12 protein-coding genes are annotated in these 13506 nt (G+C 64.2%); 3 read left to right on the forward strand and 9 right to left on the reverse strand.

From position 1 onward, the window contains the following. Nucleotide 1: 1 nt before the first annotated feature. Nucleotides 2-1366, reverse strand: coding sequence for a methylenetetrahydrofolate--tRNA-(uracil(54)-C(5))-methyltransferase (FADH(2)-oxidizing) TrmFO (gene trmFO / locus HUK72_RS03545; protein WP_176595565.1), 1365 nt, complete (start codon nt 1364-1366; stop codon nt 2-4). 62 nt (nt 1367-1428) lie between these two features. Here trmFO and HUK72_RS03550 point away from each other — a divergent pair, with 62 nt between their 5' ends. Further along, nucleotides 1429-1851: a VOC family protein gene (locus HUK72_RS03550; protein WP_176595566.1), complete on the forward strand. Its 423-nt coding sequence runs from the start codon at nt 1429-1431 to the stop codon at nt 1849-1851. On the opposite strand, the gene HUK72_RS03555 is transcribed toward HUK72_RS03550, so the two are convergent. Continuing rightward, a complete protein-coding gene (locus tag HUK72_RS03555) occupies nt 1803-3122 on the reverse strand; it encodes a dicarboxylate/amino acid:cation symporter (protein WP_176595567.1) in 1320 nt (439 codons plus the stop codon). The two genes, HUK72_RS03550 and HUK72_RS03555, sit on opposite strands and share 49 nt — an antisense overlap. A 191-nt stretch (nt 3123-3313) precedes the next feature. On the opposite strand from HUK72_RS03555, the gene HUK72_RS03560 reads away from it, so the two are divergent. Continuing rightward, nucleotides 3314-4672, forward strand: coding sequence for a M20/M25/M40 family metallo-hydrolase (locus HUK72_RS03560; protein ID WP_176597725.1), 1359 nt, complete (start codon nt 3314-3316; stop codon nt 4670-4672). Nucleotides 4673-4886: 214 nt separating this feature from the next. Here the strand turns inward: HUK72_RS03560 and leuA are convergent, their stop codons facing one another. The 7 genes from leuA to miaA form a co-directional block, all read right to left on the reverse strand. Beyond that, nucleotides 4887-6560 (reverse strand): 2-isopropylmalate synthase, encoded by a 1674-nt coding sequence (gene leuA / locus HUK72_RS03565; RefSeq protein ID WP_176595568.1) that lies wholly within the window; start codon nt 6558-6560, stop codon nt 4887-4889. A gap of 318 nt (nt 6561-6878) precedes the next feature. Beyond that, on the reverse strand, nt 6879-7502 hold the full coding sequence (locus HUK72_RS03570; protein WP_176595569.1) for a YceI family protein: 624 nt from the start codon (nt 7500-7502) through the stop codon (nt 6879-6881). A gap of 138 nt (nt 7503-7640) precedes the next feature. After that, nucleotides 7641-8660 (reverse strand): ketol-acid reductoisomerase, encoded by a 1020-nt coding sequence (ilvC, locus tag HUK72_RS03575; protein WP_176595570.1) that lies wholly within the window; start codon nt 8658-8660, stop codon nt 7641-7643. A 209-nt stretch (nt 8661-8869) separates the two neighbouring features. Beyond that, the gene (gene ilvN, locus HUK72_RS03580; RefSeq protein WP_176595571.1) at nt 8870-9385 is read right to left on the reverse strand and encodes an acetolactate synthase small subunit; all 516 of its coding nucleotides are present in this window, start codon (nt 9383-9385) and stop codon (nt 8870-8872) included. After that, nucleotides 9385-9729 carry a hypothetical protein gene (locus tag HUK72_RS03585; RefSeq protein WP_176595572.1) on the reverse strand — a complete coding sequence of 115 codons (345 nt, stop codon included), beginning with the start codon at nt 9727-9729 and terminating at the stop codon, nt 9385-9387. Before HUK72_RS03585 ends, ilvN begins: the two co-directional genes overlap by 1 nt. A 10-nt stretch (nt 9730-9739) precedes the next feature. Then, nucleotides 9740-11488, reverse strand: coding sequence for an acetolactate synthase 3 large subunit (locus HUK72_RS03590; RefSeq protein ID WP_176595573.1), 1749 nt, complete (start codon nt 11486-11488; stop codon nt 9740-9742). A gap of 100 nt (nt 11489-11588) precedes the next feature. Further along, complete coding sequence (gene miaA / locus HUK72_RS03595) at nt 11589-12533, reverse strand: tRNA (adenosine(37)-N6)-dimethylallyltransferase MiaA (protein WP_176595574.1); 945 nt, start codon at nt 12531-12533, stop codon at nt 11589-11591. Between miaA and serB the strand changes: the two genes are divergently transcribed. After that, a complete protein-coding gene (gene serB / locus HUK72_RS03600) occupies nt 12532-13410 on the forward strand; it encodes a phosphoserine phosphatase SerB (RefSeq protein WP_176595575.1) in 879 nt (292 codons plus the stop codon). The two genes, miaA and serB, sit on opposite strands and share 2 nt — an antisense overlap. The last annotated feature ends 96 nt before the right edge of the window (nt 13411-13506 follow it).

The raw sequence follows: 13506 nt of genomic DNA on the forward strand, positions 1-13506 counted from the left end.
ATCAGGCGGGCTGAAGCTCGCCCAGCCCCTCACCCAACCATTGCCCCAGAGCGGCGCGGGCGCGGGCGGTCATGGCTTCCTTGCGCTGCTTCTTCTTGACGTCGTCCAGCGGTGGGAACAGGCCGAAATTGACGTTCATCGGCTGATAGTCGGCCGTCTCGACATTGCCGATGACATGCCCCAGCAGCGCGCCCAGCGCCGTTTCGGGCGGCAGCGGCGCGAGCGGCTGGCCCAATATCTCCGCCGCGGTAAAGCGCCCCGCGAGCAGCCCGATGGCCGCGCTCTCGACATAGCCCTCGCAGCCCGTCACCTGTCCGGCAAAGCGAATATGCGGCGCGCTTTTCAGACGCAGCGTGGCGTCGAGCAGCTTGGGGCTCTGGATGAAGGTGTTGCGGTGCAGCCCGCCCAGCCGCGCAAACTCCGCTTTCTCCAGACCGGGGATCGTGCGGAACAATTCGGTCTGCGCGCCATGCTTCAACTTGGTCTGGAAGCCGACCATGTTCCAGAGCGTGCCCGACGCATTGTCCTGCCGCAACTGGACCACGGCATAGGGCCAGCGCCCGGTGCGCGGATCGTCCAGGCCCATCGGCTTCATCGGCCCGTGGCGCAGCGTTTCGGGGCCACGCGACGCCATCACCTCGATCGGCATGCAGCCCTCGAAATAGGGCGTGTCCTTTTCCCACTCCTTGAACTCAGTCTTCTCGCCGTCCAGCAGACCCTGGATGAAGGCCTGATATTGCTCCTTGTTCATGGGGCAGTTGATATAATCCTTGCCCTCGCCGCCGCCGGGGCCGATCTTGTCCCAGCGATTGGCCATCCAGCATTTGTCCATGTCTATGCTGTCGAAATGCACGACCGGCGCGATGGCGTCGAAAAAGGCGAGATGGTCGATCCCCGCCGCCTGGCCGATGCTGGCGGCGAGCGCGGGCGCGGTCAGCGGACCGGTGGCGACGATGGTCATGCCCTCCGTCGGCAGCACGTCGATGCGTTCGCGCGCGATCTCCACATTGGGATGGTCCGCCAGCGCGCGGGTGACGCCGTCGGAGAAAATATGGCGATCCACCGCCAGCGCCGATCCGGCGGGCACCTTGGCCGGTTCCGCCTGCGCCATGATGAGCGAGCCCAGCCGCCGCATTTCCTGATGCAGCAGGCCCACCGCATTCTTGTCCGCGTCGTCGGATCGGAAGCTGTTGGAGCAGACCAGTTCAGCCAGCCCCTCGGTCTGATGCGCGGGCGTCATGTCGCCGCTCCCGCGCATTTCCGACAGGCGGACCTTCACGCCGGCTTGCGCCAACTGCCATGCCGCTTCCGTGCCTGCCATGCCGCCGCCGATGATGTGAACCTGATGCTTCGCCACTTTGCCCATTCTTCAATTCAAGCGTTGTGGTGGGGCGTTTAGGTCAAAAGCGAGAAAAAGGAGAGCGCAAAATGATCGACCATATCGGCTTTGCGGTCAGTGACGCCGGACGATCGCGCGATTTCTACGATGAACTGCTGGGCGCGATCGGCCTTAGGCGGTTGCGCACGGTCCCGGCGGCGGAAAATGGCAGCGGCGGGGACGCCTATGGCTATGGCCGGGATGAGGATGCTTTCTTCTGGTTTGGCGACAATGAAGCGGTGGGTGAGGGGACGCATGTCGCCTTTCGCGTCGAGAACCGGGCGATGGTCCACGCCTTCCATGCGGCGGGGCTGCGCGCCGGGGGCAAGGATAATGGCGCGCCCGGCCTGCGGCCCCGCTATGGCGCGAGCTATTATGCGGCCTTCATCCTCGATCCCGACGGCATCAATGTAGAGGCGGTCTGCTATGCGATGGAGGAGCCGAGCGCTTCGGTGGACGGGGACGCGCCATAATAGGCGCTCTCGTCCAAAATTCCCTCTCGCTTGGCGACGATGGTGGTGACCAGCACCTGCCCGGCGACATTGACGGCGGTGCGGCCCATGTCGAGGATCGGATCGATGGCGAGCAGCAACCCCGCGCCCTCCAGCGGCAGGCCAAGAGTGGAAAGCGTCAGCGTCAGCATCACGACGGCGCCGGTCAAGCCCGCCGTCGCGGCCGATCCCACGACCGAGACGAAGACGATCAGCGCATAGTCCGCCGCATGGAGCGAGATGCCGTAGAAGCCGGCGACGAAGATCGCCGCCAGCGCCGGGTAGATGGAGGCGCAGCCGTCCATCTTGGTCGTCGATGCCAGCGGAATGGCGAAGGCGGCATAGCCCTTCTCCACACCCATGCGCTCGGTGACGGTTTCCGTGACGGGCAATGTCCCTACTGAGGAGCGGGAAACGAAGCCAAGCTGGATCGCCGGCCACGCCTTGGCGAAGAAGGGCAGGGGCTTGAGGCCATTGGCCGCCAGCAGCAGCGGGTAGACGACCAGCAGCACCAGCGCGAGGCCCAGATACACCGCCCCCGCGAAGCTGCCGAGTTGGGCCAGCGCGCTCCAGCCATAGGTCGCGATGGCGCTGCCGATCAGGGCGGCCGAACCGATGGGCGTCAGGCGGATGATCCAGCCCAATATGGCGCGCACCACGGCCAGCAGCGAACGGACGAAAGCCAGAAAAGGCTCCGCTTTCTCTCCGACCTTCAGCGTCGCAAGGCCGATGGCGATGGAAACGACCAGCAATTGCAGGATGTTGAAGGACAGGCTGGTGGTCGCGCCGGTATCCGTGATCTTGGTGCTGGCGGACAGGGCGAAGCTGTTGCCGGGGATCAGCCCTTTCAGGAAATCCAGCCAGCCGCCGACGGAATCGGGTTTTCCCACGGCCAGCGCCTGTCCGTGCAGGCCGGAGCCCGGCTGGACGATCAATCCGATGGCAAGGCCGATGACGACGGCGATCAGCGCCGTGATCGCGAACCACAACAGCGTCTGCCCCGCCAGCCGCGCCGCATTGTCGAGGGCGCGCAGATTGGCGATGGAGGCGACGATGGCCGCGAACACCAGCGGCGGCACGACGGCCTTCAGCAGCGAGACGAAGATCGACCCCGTGGTCTTGAGCGTGGTCGCCAGCCAGTTGAGGTCGCCATCCGGCCCGGACCCCATGGACCGCGCCAGCAGGCCAAGCAACAGGCCGACCGCCATGCCGACCAGAACCTGAAATCCGAAACTGCGATAGTTGATGGCCATGGGCTCATTTCCTTCGGGCGACAGGCGCGCGATGTGGGGAGCGACCCGGCCAAATGCGCGCAAGCAATTCTTTATGGGGGTGAACGCGGATAAGGACGCCCTCTTTCCGCAGCATGACAGCCAAACGGATTGGCCGCCGCAATCCGCTATGCCACATGGAATGGCGAAATCCAGCATGGAGATGCGATTTGATGAAGTGGTGGGCGGCGTTGATGATCCTGTGCGCGCCGCAGGGGGCGTCGGCGGCGGGCGATCCCGCACTGGCCAAGGCGGTGTTGATGAAGTCCATTGCCTTCCGGACGGTGGAGGGCGAAGGGCAGGTTCCCCGGCTCGCCGCTTATTATGCCTCCCTGTTGCGGGAGGCGGGTTTTGCGGCTGCCGATGTGGAGATCATGCCGGTCGGGGAGACGGCAACGCTGGCCGCAACCATCCGGGGCAGTGACCCCCAGCTCAAGCCTCTGCTGATGATCGGCCATATGGATGTGGTGGCGGCCAATCGGGCCGATTGGACGCGCGATCCGTTCCTTCCTGTCGAAGAGAATGGCTATATTTTCGGCCGGGGGGCGGAGGACAATAAATATGATGTCGCCATGATGGTGGCGACGATGGCCGGATTCCGGAAAGAGGGCTGGAAACCCCGCCGTAGCGTCATCCTGCTGCTGTCGGGGGATGAGGAAACCCATATGCGCACGACGCGGGCGCTGGCGGAAAAATATAGGAACGCCGAACTGCTGCTGAACGGCGATGGCGGCGGGGGCCTGCTGGATGAGAGCGGTCAGGCCGTGCTGTACCAGTTGCAGGCGGGCGAGAAGACCTATGCCGATTTTGAGATCGCCTTCACCGATGCCGGCGGGCATAGCAGCGCGCCGACGCCGGGCAATCCCATCTACCGGCTGGCGCGGGCGATCGACCGGATCGCGGCCTATCGCTTCGCGCCGATGCGCAATGAGCTGACCAGGGCCTCATTATTGCTGTCGGCGGACCGCATCGGCGGGGCGGCGGGCGGGGCGATGCGGCGCTATGCGGAGACGGGGGACAAGGAGGCGGCCGATCTGCTGTCCGACTATCCCGAATTTGTGGGGCAGGTGCGGACGACCTGCGTGGCGACCATGGCGCAGGCGGGCCACGCGCTTAACGCCTTGCCCCAGAGCGCGAAGGTCGATGTGAACTGCCGCATCTTTCCCGGCATCGCCATAGAAGCGGTGAAGGCGGAACTGAGCCAGGCGATCGACGATCCCGGCGCGACGATCACCATGCTTGACGATCCCAAGGCCAGCGATGCGTCGCCGTTGCGGAAGGATGTGGTGAAAGCGGTGACGGCAGCGATTGCGGCGCGCTATCCGAATATTCCGGTCATTCCCACCATGTCGGCGGGGGCGACGGACAGCCTCTATTTCCGGGCGCTAGGGGTGCCGAGCTATGGCGTGTCCAGCCTGTTCCAGCGGGGCGAGGACGGTTTCGCCCATGGGCTGGACGAGCGCGTGCCAGTGGCGGAAATAGCGGACGCGCTCGATCAGTGGGAACGGGTGGTGAGGGCGCTGGCGCGTTAGGCTGTATCGACATTCAGTCATTTCGTACGATTGGAGCAAACTCCATTCCCAATCGTCATGCTGAACAAGTTCAGCATGACGTCGCTTATATTTTTTAAGCTGAATGTCGATACAGCCTAAATCACCTCACCCGCAACGTGCTCCTGTGCGACCCAGTCCAAACGGCAGAACTGGGTTCCTGCCTTCGCAGGAACGCGAAGCATCATTATTCCGATCAGCGCCCAGCCGCGACGCTGTTCGCCGCCGAGAGCACCGCCTGGACCGAGGCCGTCGCCACATCCGTATCCGTACCGATCCCGAAGATCGTCCGCCCATCGGGCGTGCGGCATTCGACATAGGCCGCCGCCGCGACATCCGTGCCCGCGCCGATCGCATGCTCGCTATAATCCGCGACCTCCAGATCGACGCCCAGCTCGTCCCGCAACGCTGCCAGCACCGAAGAGATCAGGCCATTGCCGCGCCCGGATATGCTCCGCTCGCCGCCCTTATGCGTGATCTTGCCGGTGAAGATGCGGTCGCCCGCAGCCCCGCTCTCATGATAGTCGATCAGGCTGTAGGGCTGCTCGCCCGCCAGACGGTAATGGGTTTCGAACGCGCCCCAGATGTCCGCGGCGTTCAGTTCGCGGCTGCTTTCGTCCGCCAGCGCCTGCACGATCTTCGAGAAATCGGCCTGCATCCGCTTGGGCAGCTTCAGCCCCTTATCCTGTTGCAGCACCCAGGCGACGCCGCCCTTGCCGGACTGCGAATTGACGCGGATCACCGCTTCGTAATCCCGGCCCAAATCCTTGGGGTCGATGGGCAGATAGGGCACGTCCCAGATCCGGTCGTTGCGGGCCTCTTGCGCGGCGAAGCCCTTCTTGATCGCGTCCTGATGCGAGCCGGAGAAGGCGGTGAACACCAGCTCGCCCGCATAGGGATGGCGCGGGTGGACGGGCAGTTGGTTGCAATATTCGACGGTCTGGATGACCTCGTCAATGTCGGAAAAGTCCAGGCCCGGATTGATGCCCTGCGTGTACATGTTCAGCGCGACGGTCACCAGATCGCAATTGCCGGTGCGCTCGCCATTGCCGAACAGACAGCCTTCGACGCGATCCGCGCCCGCCATCAGGCCCAGTTCCGCCGCCGCCACGCCGGTGCCCCGGTCATTATGGGTGTGCAGCGAGATGACGACGCTGTCGCGCTTGGAAATATTGCGACAGATCCACTCGATCTGGTCCGCATAGATATTGGGGGTCGCCGCTTCGACCGTGGCGGGCAGGTTCAGGATCAGCGGGCGATCTGCGGTCGGTTGCAGGATGTCCATCACCGCCTCGCAGCATTCCAGGCTGAAATCCAGCTCGGCGGTCGAGAAGGTTTCCGGCGAATATTCGAAATGCCAGTCGGTATCGGGCTGCTTCGCCGCATTGTCGCGCAGCAGCTTGGCCGCAGTGATCGCGATGTCCTTGATCTGCGGCCGGTCCATCTGGAACACGATGTTGCGCCAGGCGGGCGACACGGCGTTGTAGACGTGGACGATGGCCTTCTTCGCGCCGCGCAAGGATTCGAAGGTGGTGGCGATCAGGTCTTCGCGGGCCTGGGTCAGCACCTGCGGGAACACATCGTCGGGAATCGCGCCGTCGCGGACCAGGCCGGAGATGAAGTCGAACTCGGTCGCGCCCGCGCTCGGGAAGCCGACTTCGATCTCCTTGACGCCGACCTTGACCAGCAGGTCGAAGAAGCGGCGCTTCTTTTCCGCATTCATCGGGTCGATCAGCGACTGGTTGCCGTCGCGCATGTCGGTCGACAGCCAGCGCGGCGGCGCGGTGATGACGTTCGACGGCCATTGGCGGTTGGGCAGGTCCACCTGGGGGAAGGGGCGGTATTTCAGCGAGGGATCGTTCAGCATCATGACGAAAATGGCTTCTCTGCATACGGGCGAGCGTGTCCAAAAGATTGGGGCCTGCCCGGTGGTACGACTATCTGCTTGATTATGCCCTTAGGCGGATTGCCGCGTCATTCAAGCGAAGAGCAGCACAAAAACCACGCCTAAGGGCGTGTAAGTCGTAGCAGGGGAAGAAGCGCACGCTGCATGATGGGTGGGCTTTACCCGCATCGGAGGAAAAGCGCAAGTTTCGTGATTTTGGTTGGCCTGTGGGGAGCAAGGAAGGCGGACGCCAAAAATCCTCCCTGCGCCGAAGGCGTAGGGAGGATTTGTTGTCCGCGCCGCTTATTTCTGGAACGCGACGACGATCTTCAGTTCCACGGCGTCACCGACCATCGGCACGCCATAGCCCATGCCGAAATCGCTGCGCTTGATCGTGGTCGTGGCGACGAAGCCCACATTCTCCTTGCCGCCCATCATCGCCGGGGCCTTGCCCGCGCCGTAGAATTCGGCGTCGAGCGTCACCGGCTTGGTGATGCCCTTGATGGTCAGGTTGCCGCTGATTTCCGCCTCGCTGCCCTGCACCTTGACGGCGGTCGACACGAAGGTCGCCTTGGGGAATTTGGCGGAATCGAAGAATTCCGGCTTCATCAGATGTTCGTCGAGCTTGGCGACGCCGGTCTTCAGGTTCGTCACTGGAACGTCGACCGAAACCTTGGCCGCCGCAGGATTTTTCGGATCGAGCGTCAGCGTGCCGGTCGATTCGGAAATGACGCCCAGATTGTTGGAAAAGCCCATATGGTCATAGGCGAAGAGGATCTGGGTGTGGCCGGGATCGATCGTATAGGTGCCGGCGGTGACGCGGGCCGGGTCTTTCGCGCCGGGCGCGGCGGGCATTTGCTGGGCGACGACGACGCTGCCGCCAGCGACGGCGATCAGAACCGCGGCGGGGATCAGATATTTGCGCATGAAGGATATTCTCCGAAAACGATCAAGGGACGCCGCTACGATAAGCGACGCCCCTCGGTTGTTCCAGAGCCGTAACCGGAAACAAAGGGTTACCGGATCGACTACCTGCCATCCCGATCCCGGAATGGCGGGCAGGGCTTAGTTCTTGTCCTTGTCGACCAGCTTGTTGGCGCCGATCCAGGGCATCATGGCGCGCAGCTTGGCGCCGGTTTCCTCGATCGGGTGGCGCTGGGCGGCGATACGGCTGGCCTTCAGTTCCGGCTGGCCGGCGCGGTTGTCGAGCACGAAGTCCTTGACGAAGCGGCCTGACTGGATGTCGGCCAGGACGCGCTTCATTTCCTTCTTCGTTTCTTCGGTGATGATGCGCGGGCCGGTCTTGATATCGCCATATTCGGCGGTGTTCGAGATCGAGTAGCGCATGGTGGCGATGCCGCCCTCATACATCAGGTCGACGATCAGCTTCAGTTCGTGGAGGCATTCGAAATAGGCCATTTCCGGGGAATAGCCCGCTTCGACCAGCGTTTCGAAACCGGCCTGGACCAGCGCGGTGGTGCCGCCGCACAGCACGGCCTGCTCACCGAACAGGTCGGTTTCGCATTCTTCGCGGAAGTTGGTTTCGATGATGCCCGAACGGCCGCCGCCGACGCCCGAAGCATAGGAGAGGGCGATGTCATGGGCGTTGCCGGTCGCGTCCTGATGAACCGCGATCAGGCAGGGCACGCCGCCGCCGCGCACATATTCGCCGCGGACGGTATGGCCCGGACCCTTGGGCGCGATCATGATGACGTCAACGTCGGCGCGGGGTTCGATCAGGCCGAAATGCACGTTCAGACCGTGCGCGAAGGCCAGCGCCGCGCCCGGGCGCAGATTGGCGTGGATGTCGTCGGCGTAGATGGCGGCCTGATGCTCATCGGGCGCCAGGATCATGAGCACGTCGGCCCAAGCGGCGGCGTCGGCGTTCGACAGCACCTTGAAGCCTGCGCCTTCGGCCTTCTTGGCGCTGGGCGAGCCGGGACGCAGCGCGATGGCGACGTCGGCAACGCCGGAGTCGCGCAGGTTCTGCGCATGGGCGTGGCCCTGGCTGCCATAACCGAGGATGGCGACCTTCTTGCCCTTGATCAGGCCGATGTCCGCGTCGCGATCGTAATAAACCTTCATATCCACATTCCCTCAAACCGTGCCATTTTTAGTCCTCGCCCCGGCACGGGGAGAGGATCCGAAATCTTGGCTCGGCGCAGCCGGGCCTAGATGGGGTTGGAGAGGGGCTTTTGCTCCCGCGAGGGCGCTGCCTCCTCTCCCAGCTTCGACTAGGCGGCAGAGCCGCCAAGTCTGCGCAACCCTCTCCCCCAGGGGGCGAGGGGAAGTCGTTATACCGGCTCCTTGCCGCGGATCAGGCCGACGACGCCGGTCCGGCCGACTTCGACCAGGCCGATCTGGCGCATCAGGCCGACGAAATTGTCGATCTTGTCGGTCGTGCCAGTGATCTCGAAAATGAAGCTCTCGATCGTCGTGTCGACCACCTTGGCGCGGAAGACGTCGGCCAGGCGCAGCGCCTCGATCCGGTCCTCGCCCACGCCCGCGACCTTCACCAGCGCCAGCTCGCGCTCGACGAAGGGGCCGTTTTCGGTGAGGTCCGTCACCTTGTGCACCGGCACCAGGCGGTCGAGCTGCGCCATGATCTGGTCGATCACCTTGGGCGGGCCGCTGGTGACGATGGTGATGCGGCTGATCGCATGGTCGGGGGTGATGTCCGCCACGGTCAGGCTGTCGATATTATAGCCGCGCGCTGTGAACAGGCCGGCGATGCGCGCCAATATGCCCGCCTCGTTGGAAACCATCAGCGACAGGACGTGCCGCTCGCTCAGTTCTTCCTGGATGTGCATCAGTTCGTTCCGTTATCCGGTTCTTCGCGCTCATGGCGCTCTGAAATCATGCCCGTGAAGGCGTAGTGCCATGCATTGTCGTCGCGATGAGCGATCCGCACCGGAAAGCCCGCAATCGCATCGAACATCCGCGCCAGATGCTCGCCCACATAGCGCGGGCTGACCAGCAGGCGGCCGATATGGCGCTCGTGAAAATCGAAGCCTTCATCCAGATGGACTTCCCACCCCTCATTCTCCGGATCGGCATGGTCCACCGTCCAGCCCGTCAACTCGGCGGTGCCCGCGATCCGTTCGAAATCGAAGGGCTCGCTCACATGGATGCGGAGCTTCAGATGAGCAGTCACACCCCCATCCTCACACCAAAGCCTTCGCCTCGTCCGACATGATGCCTTCGACCTGGCTGGGGTCGAGCAGCATGTCGGTATGCGCCGCGCCCGACGGGATCATCGGGAAGCAGTTGGAAAGCTTCGCCACGCGGCAGTCCACGATCACCGGGCCGGGCGTGTCGATCATCTGACGGATGCCGGCTGCCAGTTCCTGCGGCCCTTCGATCCGGATGCCGGTCCAGCCATAAGCTTCCGCCAGCTTCACGAAATCGGGCAGGCTGTCCGAATAGCTGTTGGAATAGCGGCTTTCATAGGTCAGCTCCTGCCACTGGCGGACCATGCCCATATATTCATTGTTCAGGATGAACAGCTTGACCGGCGTGCGGTACTGCGTCGCCGTGCCCATTTCCTGGATGTTCATCTGCACCGAGGCATCGCCCGCGACGCAGACGACCAGGCTGTCGGGATTGCCGATCTGCGCGCCGATGGCGGCCGGGAAGCCATAGCCCATGGTGCCAAGACCCCCGGAGGTCAGCCATTTGTTCGGTTCGTCGAAGCCGAAATGCTGGGCCGCCCACATCTGGTGCTGGCCGACTTCGGTGGTGATGATGACGTCCTTGGCGCTGCGCGAAGCCTTGTAGAGCTGGGCGATCGCCTCCTGCGGCATGATCTCTTCCCGGCTTTCGGGATAGGCGAGGCTGTTGCGCGCGCGCCAGCCGTCGATCCGCGCCCACCATTCGGTGAGGTCCGCCGCCTTGTGCCCGCGATCCTTCCAGAGCGCGATCATGTCCGCGAGGGCGTTGCCGACGTCCGCGATGATGGGCAGGTCGACCTCGACCGTCTTGTTGATCGAGCTGCGGTCGATGTCGATGTGGATCTTCTTCGCATGGGGTGCGAAGGCGTCCAGACGGCCTGTCACGCGGTCGTCGAAACGGGCGCCGACGCAGACGATCAGGTCCGCCTTGTTCATCGCCCAATTGGCTTCATAGGTGCCGTGCATGCCCAGCATGCCGACCCACTGGCCGGACGAAGCGGGGAAGGCGCCCAGACCCATCAGCGTCGAGGTGACGGGCGCGCCGGTCAGCGCCGCGATCTCCCGCAGCAGGGTCGAGGCTTCCGGGCCGGAGTTGATGACGCCGCCGCCGGTGTAGAAGATCGGCCGCTCGGCAGCCGCCAGCATTGCGACCGCACTGGCGATGGCAGCCGGGTCCGCCTTGGTCTGCGGGCGGTAGCTGGCATGTTCGAAGCTTTCCGGCTTCTTGTAGGGCGCGGTCGCGATCTGGACATTCTTCGGAATGTCGACGACGACCGGGCCGGGGCGGCCGGTGGTGGCGATGTGGAACGCCTCATGGACGACGCTCGCCAGCTTGCCGGGCGACTTCACCAGATAATTATGCTTGGTGCAGTGGCGCGTGATGCCGACCGTGTCCGCTTCCTGGAAAGCGTCGGTGCCGATGAGCTGGGTCGGAACCTGACCAGTGATGACGACCATCGGGATGGAATCCATCAGCGCGTCGGTGATGCCGGTGACGGCATTGGTCGCGCCGGGGCCGGAGGTAACCAGGACGACGCCGGGCTTGCCGGTGGAACGGGCATAGCCCTCCGCCATATGGGTCGCGCCCTGTTCGTGGCGAACGAGCACATGGCGGATCTTCGGATGATTGAAGAGTGCGTCATAAATGGGCAGCACCGCGCCGCCCGGATAACCGAACACGACCTCGACCCCCAGGTCGATCAGGCACTCAACCAATATGTCCGCGCCGCTCTTTTCGGCCACGATGGTTCCTTCCGTTGGATAATTGCTGCGCCCTCTGCTCCAGAAGCGGAACGATGGCAAGGCGGCAGCGTCTATTGGACATAAAATGGCAAGTCAATAGTTATTGTTGTAATTTTATTACCAATTCTTCCGCAATTTCCATATCAATCTGTCGCTGCTCTCGCGGCCATTCCGCCGGGGGCTGGCGCGAAAACCAGGTATATTGCCGTTTCGCATATTGGCGGGTCGCGATCCGGCCGCGCTCCATCATGGTCTCGCGGTCGATTTCCTCCGCCATCCAGGCGGCGATTTCCGGCACCCCGATAGCACGCATGACCGGCAGGTCGGGGGAGAGATTGCGAGCCAGCAGGGCTTCGACTTCCGCTACGGCGCCGCCGTCCACCATCTGCCCGAAGCGCAGGTCGCAGCGGGAGATCAGCCAGTCACGCGGAGGCAGCAGGATCATGGGCGATAGGGTGATGTGCTGGCCTATGCCCCCGCTCTTGTGCCGCTGCCATTCGGCCAGGGGCTTGCCGGTCGAGCGCATCACTTCCAGCGCGCGGGCGACGCGGCTGGTGTCGGCGGAGGCCAGGCGGGCGGCGGCTGCGGGGTCTTCTTCCGCCAGCGCGGCATGCGCCTCCGCCACCGGCATGGCGCGGATGGCAGCACGGACGGCGGGGTCTATGTCCGGGACCGGGGCGATGCCGTCGAGCAGGGTGCGCAGATAAAGCCCCGTGCCGCCCACCAATATGGGCAACCGCCCGGCCCGATGCGCCTTGCCGATTTCAGCGCGGGCTTCGGCGGCCCAGCGGGCGGCGGTGCAGGCTTCCGCGCCGTCGATATGGCCAAACAGGCGGTGCGGGACGCCGGCCATTTCCTCCTCGCTGGGGCGGGCGGAGAGGATCTGGAGGTCGGCATAGACCTGGCTGGCGTCGGCATTGATGACGATGCCGTTCGCCGCGTGGGCGAGGGCGACGGCAAGCGCGCTCTTGCCGCTGGCGGTAGGCCCGGCAATAAGCGCGACGCGCGGGCGGGATTCGCCCTGTGAAGTGTCAGGAGTATCCATGTTCGTTGCGACCTTAGTGGCAAGTGGCGCCTTGAGTCAGGAAGATATTGCCGAAGCGGCCGGGCGGCTGGCCGTAGCGGGTTGCGCGCCGGTGGATAACGACTGGCTGGACGAGGGCAAGGCGGCGGATATTTTCTTTGGGCTTGATCCCATTGCCGCGCGCGCCGCGCTGACCGGCATTGGCGACCGGGTGGATGTGATCGTCCAACTGGCCGAGGGGCGGGAAAAGAAGCTGCTGATCGCAGACATGGATTCCACCATGATCACCGTCGAATGCATCGACGAGCTGGCCGACTATGCCGGGATCAAGCCTCAGATCGCGGAGATCACCGAGCGGGCGATGCGCGGCGAACTCGACTTTGCCGGCGCGCTGCATGAGCGCGTGGCTCTGCTCAAGGGGCTGGCGGATGCGGCCATCGACCAATGCCGGACGGAGCGGGTGAAGATCATGCCGGGCGCCAGCGCGCTGGTGCGCACGATGAAGGCGAGGGGGGCGAGGACGTTGCTCGTATCGGGCGGCTTCACGCGTTTTACCGGACCGGTGGCGGAGGAGATCGGCTTCGATGCCGCCGTCGCCAATGTGCTGGAGATTGCGGACGGCGCCCTGCTGGGCACGGTGACGGTGCCGATCGTGGACGCGGCGCGCAAGCGGGCTGAACTGGAGGCGGCGATCGAGGGCGGGATCGACCGGGCGTTGACCCTGGCCGTGGGCGACGGGGCGAACGACATTCCGATGATCCAGGGCGCCGGGCTGGGGGTCGCCTATCATGCCAAGCCCAAGACACGCGAAGCGGCGGCTGCGGAGATCGTGCATGGCGACCTGTCGGTGCTGCTCTATGCGCAGGGTATCGCTTCGGCGGAGTGGGTAGAGGGCTGACGCTTGCTTTATGCGTTTCGTGCTCCTGCCTTCGCAGGAGCACGTTCCGCAAATTCCGCCCTCTCTAAACGGTTAATCGCTGCTTAGGCACGACTC

Source organism: Sphingobium sp. 15-1, from assembly GCF_013375535.1.
In the GTDB taxonomy this organism is placed as follows: domain Bacteria; phylum Pseudomonadota; class Alphaproteobacteria; order Sphingomonadales; family Sphingomonadaceae; genus Sphingobium; species Sphingobium aromaticivastans.

Coding starts and splice junctions, on each gene's coding strand:
- trmFO (WP_176595565.1), bottom strand. CDS start 1,366: ATGGGCAAAGTGGCGAAGCATCAGGTTCACATCATCGGCGGCGGCATG.
- HUK72_RS03550 (WP_176595566.1), top strand. CDS start 1,429: ATGATCGACCATATCGGCTTTGCGGTCAGTGACGCCGGACGATCGCGC.
- HUK72_RS03555 (WP_176595567.1), bottom strand. CDS start 3,122: ATGGCCATCAACTATCGCAGTTTCGGATTTCAGGTTCTGGTCGGCATG.
- HUK72_RS03560 (WP_176597725.1), top strand. CDS start 3,314: ATGAAGTGGTGGGCGGCGTTGATGATCCTGTGCGCGCCGCAGGGGGCG.
- leuA (WP_176595568.1), bottom strand. CDS start 6,560: ATGATGCTGAACGATCCCTCGCTGAAATACCGCCCCTTCCCCCAGGTG.
- HUK72_RS03570 (WP_176595569.1), bottom strand. CDS start 7,502: ATGCGCAAATATCTGATCCCCGCCGCGGTTCTGATCGCCGTCGCTGGC.
- ilvC (WP_176595570.1), bottom strand. CDS start 8,660: ATGAAGGTTTATTACGATCGCGACGCGGACATCGGCCTGATCAAGGGC.
- ilvN (WP_176595571.1), bottom strand. CDS start 9,385: ATGCACATCCAGGAAGAACTGAGCGAGCGGCACGTCCTGTCGCTGATG.
- serB (WP_176595575.1), top strand. CDS start 12,532: ATGTTCGTTGCGACCTTAGTGGCAAGTGGCGCCTTGAGTCAGGAAGAT.
- miaA (WP_176595574.1), bottom strand. CDS start 12,533: ATGGATACTCCTGACACTTCACAGGGCGAATCCCGCCCGCGCGTCGCG.